The sequence below is a fragment of the Ameyamaea chiangmaiensis genome (genome assembly GCF_013376175.1).
Classification (GTDB): domain Bacteria; phylum Pseudomonadota; class Alphaproteobacteria; order Acetobacterales; family Acetobacteraceae; genus Ameyamaea; species Ameyamaea chiangmaiensis.
This window is the reverse complement of sequence record NZ_JABXXR010000213.1, coordinates 1-3,484: the sequence shown is the minus strand read 5'-3', so window position 1 is coordinate 3,484 and position 3,484 is coordinate 1. Positions and strand designations below refer to the sequence as shown.

Sequence of the window (3,484 nt, the reverse complement as noted above, 5' to 3'; positions counted from 1 at the left end):
CTTCAAACCCACTCATACTACACACAATCACCCCCGCGGGGTGGAGCAGCCCGGTAGCTCGTCAGGCTCATAACCTGAAGGTCACAGGTTCAAATCCTGTCCCCGCAACCAGAAACACCCAAAAAGCCCCGCTAAGTCCCTGACTTGGCGGGGTTTTTTGTTGCACCCAACACCGCGCGCCTATCAAATTCCCCATTATTTCAATGGGTTAGCGTCGGTAGGTTCAAATCAGGGTCCAATGAACACGCAACCAACTGTCCTGTATGCGGGCGTAGATGGGCGTGCTCCGGCGTAGCGGGGCGTACCCGGGCGCAGGATAAAGAGCGGGGGAGGGGACACTGCCCTCTGGCAGGCAGAAACTCCTGCGACAATGTTATGTCGGGATGACGGCAATTGGGGGGGAAACGGAAGGTCAGCTTTGTGTCGGGCGACCAGTAAAACCGGACATTTATATGAACGGCCCTCGCGAAGTCATTCACCCCATTCCGGGCGTTCAAATACCCCATGAGACTTTTTGAAAGCCAACATTTGCTCATAAGGCAGGCAGGCTCCAGCCAATTGATTCAGTGTAAGTGTTCGAATCCCACTTAGGGTCTGGACTTATAACCAGTAGCTGACGGTCGCGACGAGGCAGATGGCGGCGTGGAAGTTAGTGGCATTGCGATCGTAACGTGTCGCGATGCGACGGAAGTCCTTGAGCCGGTTGAACAGGCGCTCAATGGCATTTCGCGTCCGATACAGGACCGGCGAAAAGCAGTTCTTCCAGACCCTGTTGGCCTTGGGCGGGATGTTCGGCGCGGCGCCCTTGTCCTCGATCTGTCGACGCACCGCGTTGGTGTCGTAGCCCTTGTCGCCGTGGATCAGCCGGACGTTCGAGACCTGTTCCAGCAGCGGGACCGCTGCCGCGCAATCCGCGACGTTGCCGCCGGTCAGCACGAAGGCGACCGGACGGCAGGCGGCATCCGTCAGCGCGTGGATCATGGTCGTGCGCCCGCCACGCGATCGGCCGATGGCCTGGTGTCGCTCCCCCTTTTTCCGCCGGAGGCGCAGCGATGGGCCTTCACGGCAGAACTGTCGATCAGGAGTTCGGCAGACGGTCCACCGCTCTGAGCCAGCGCCTCGAACAGGCGCGCCCAGACGCCTTTCGCAGCCCAGCGCTGAAACCGATTGTAGAGCGTCTTGCGCGGACCATACGCGGACGGCGCATCCTTCCACCGTGCGCCCGACAGCATGATCTGAATGATGCTGCTGATCACGCGTCGATCATCCACACGCGGCTTGCCACGCGTATCAGTGGGCAGATGCGACGCAATCCGCGCAAACTGCCGGTCCGAAAGCCAGAAAAGGTCAGCGTCCATCGCTCGTCTCCTTTCAGAGACAACGAATCACAGGCCGCTCACAATGGGAATCCCTTTGTGGGTCCGAGCCCTAGTGCGGCAAATTGGCTAATTTTCCCAAGTTAAAGAACCGTTTAGCCGCAGATTTCTCTCTGTCGCCGCATATGCGCTGTCGACATTTACCTCAGATCGCCTCTCCAAGAAGCTTGCGCCTCAGCAGATATTCGAGCCAGTCGGCGAACACCTGTAATCGGCGAGACAGGTGCTGCCGATGCGGATAGAGCAATGTCATAGGCATGGATTCCGCACGATAATTCGGCATAATTTCGACCAACTGGCCCGCTTCTACATGGAGGCGCACATCATAAGCCGGGATCTGGATCAGGCCGAGGCCAGCGAGACAACAGGCGATGTAGGCCTCAGCACTGTTGACGGTGACGCGGCCCCTCAGCGGCAGAGTTCGCACCGCACCATCTTCGACCCACTCCCAATCCTCGACCCGACCGCTGGAGGGCGACGCATAGTTGACGGCCCAATGGTGGCCCAGGCCAGCCGGCGATTGTGGTGTTCCATTCCGCTTCAGATAGGCAGGGCTTGCAACGTTGATCAACGGTAGCTTGCCTATGGGCCGCGCCATCATGCCGGAATCGCTGAGCGGACCGACGCGCAACACGCAGTCGATGCTGTCCTCCACCAGGTTGACCGCGCGGTCGGTCACGCCGAGATCGATGTCTATCTGCGGATAACGATCAAGAAACTCCGGCAACGCCGGCGCGATGATGAGCCGTCCTATCCGACCGGGGACGTCGATCCTTAGCCGGCCCGATGGCTGCGCTTCGGTCTGCCGAAACAGGTTCTCCGTATCCTCGACATCGGCAATGACCCGCTGGCAACGCTCATAGAAGGACGCGCCGTCCTGCGTCAGGGATACTTTGCGCGTGGTGCGATGAAGCAGCCGCGCGGCGACACGGCCTTCCAGTTCCTGAACCGCCGCCGAGACGGACGATCGAGGAATGCCGAGCGTGTCGGCTGCACGGGAAAAGCTCGCGCATTCGACGACGCGGGAGAAGATGCGGAACAGGTCTATGCGATCCAAGTGGTCGACACCCCAATTGCACGGATTTTCTGACAAGTGATATCAGAATGACCGTCTTTATCGTGTAATTTTAGACGGTATTGTTGTCTTTGGAAGCGCCCCCGACATCAATAAGGTCGCGCAACCAGCAAAAAGGAGGCCGCTCATGACCGATCATAGCATCAAAGGCAAAACCGTCATCATCGCCGGCGGGGCGAAGAATCTTGGCGGACTGATCGCCCGCGACCTCGCCGCGCACGGGGCAAAGGCGATCGCGATCCACTACAATAGCGCAGCCAGCAAAGCCGATGCCGACGCGACTGTCGCCGCGGTGAAGGCGGCCGGAGCCGAGGCCGTGGCCTTCCAAGCGAGCCTGGCGACGGCTGGCGCGATGGAAAAGCTGTTTGCCGATACAGTTGCTGCCATTGGCAAACCCGATATCGCCATCAACACCGTTGGCAAGGTGCTGAAGAAGCCGATGGTCGAGATATCGGAAGCCGAATATGACGAGATGACCGCCGTCAATTCCAAGGTGGCTTTTTTCTTCCTCAAGGAAGCCGGCAAGCACATCAACGACAATGGCAAGGTCTTGACTGTGGTCACCTCGCTCCTTGGCGCGTTCACTCCCTTCTACGCCGCTTATGCCGGCACCAAGGCGCCGGTCGAGCATTTCACGCGGGCTGCGTCGAAGGAGTTCGGCGAGCGCGGCATCTCGGTGACGGCGATCGGTCCCGGGCCGATGGACACGCCTTTCTTCTATCCGGCCGAGGGTGCGGACGCGGTCGCCTATCACAAGACGGCGGCAGCCTTGTCGAAATTCTCCAAGACCGGGCTGACCGACATAGAGGACATCGTCCCCTACATCCGCTTCATGGTTTCCGAAGGCTGGTGGATGACCGGTCAGACCATCCTCGTCAACGGCGGCTATACCACGAAATGAAGCTGCAGAGCCTCGGCAGACCTAGAGGGTGTTATGTACTTTCGTGCGTGATTGGTTCAGTAATGCTGAATGACGCAAGTTCGGAAGCCGTATCCTTCTGACGTATCAGACGAAGAATGGTCGTTGGTTGTC

2 protein-coding genes, 1 tRNA gene and 1 pseudogene are annotated in these 3,484 nt (G+C 59.1%); 2 read left to right on the top strand and 2 right to left on the bottom strand.

Features of this window, described 5'->3' with window-relative positions; genetic code table 11:
• Positions 1-34 precede the first annotated feature (34 nt).
• A tRNA-Met gene (locus HUK82_RS15300) sits at positions 35-111 on the top strand.
• Between the two features lie 489 nt (positions 112-600).
• On the opposite strand, the pseudogene HUK82_RS15295 reads toward HUK82_RS15300, so the two are convergent.
• Together HUK82_RS15295 and HUK82_RS15290 are read right to left on the bottom strand one after the other, a co-directional pair.
• A pseudogene (locus tag HUK82_RS15295) lies at positions 601-1,358 on the bottom strand (IS5 family transposase).
• A 163-nt stretch (positions 1,359-1,521) separates the two neighbouring features.
• Entirely contained in the window at positions 1,522-2,433 is a 912-nt protein-coding gene (locus HUK82_RS15290) for a LysR family transcriptional regulator (protein ID WP_176614765.1), read from the bottom strand.
• Between the two features lie 145 nt (positions 2,434-2,578).
• On the opposite strand from HUK82_RS15290, the gene HUK82_RS15285 reads away from it, so the two are divergent.
• Complete coding sequence (locus tag HUK82_RS15285) at positions 2,579-3,352, top strand: SDR family oxidoreductase (RefSeq protein ID WP_176614764.1); 774 nt, start codon at positions 2,579-2,581, stop codon at positions 3,350-3,352.
• Positions 3,353-3,484 lie beyond the last annotated feature (132 nt).